The 205-nt window shown below is 64.9% G+C and carries 1 pseudogene; it reads left to right on the forward strand.

The annotated features are described in order from the left end of the window. Positions 1-65: 65 nt before the first annotated feature. Positions 66-205: pseudogene (locus tag BN358_RS21885) on the forward strand (propanediol utilization protein); the annotation flags it as partial.

Consider the following 205-nt stretch of genomic DNA (forward strand, 5'->3'; position numbering starts at 1 on the left):
TCAGGCGGACCCAACAGCGGAGGCCGCGGATCCCAGAGGGAGGGACGACGGTGGCCGAGGAACTGATGCGGATCATCCAGGAGACCGTGCCCGGTCGGCAGATCACCCTGGCCCACATCATCGCCAAGCCTCGTCCGATCATCTACAAGAAGCTCGGCCTGAACCCGTCGATCGACTACACCCAGTCGGGATCGGCGTGCTCACC

It is taken from the genome of Sedimentibacter sp. B4, assembly GCF_000309315.1.
Taxonomy (GTDB): Bacteria; Bacillota; Clostridia; order Tissierellales; family Sedimentibacteraceae; genus Sedimentibacter; species Sedimentibacter saalensis.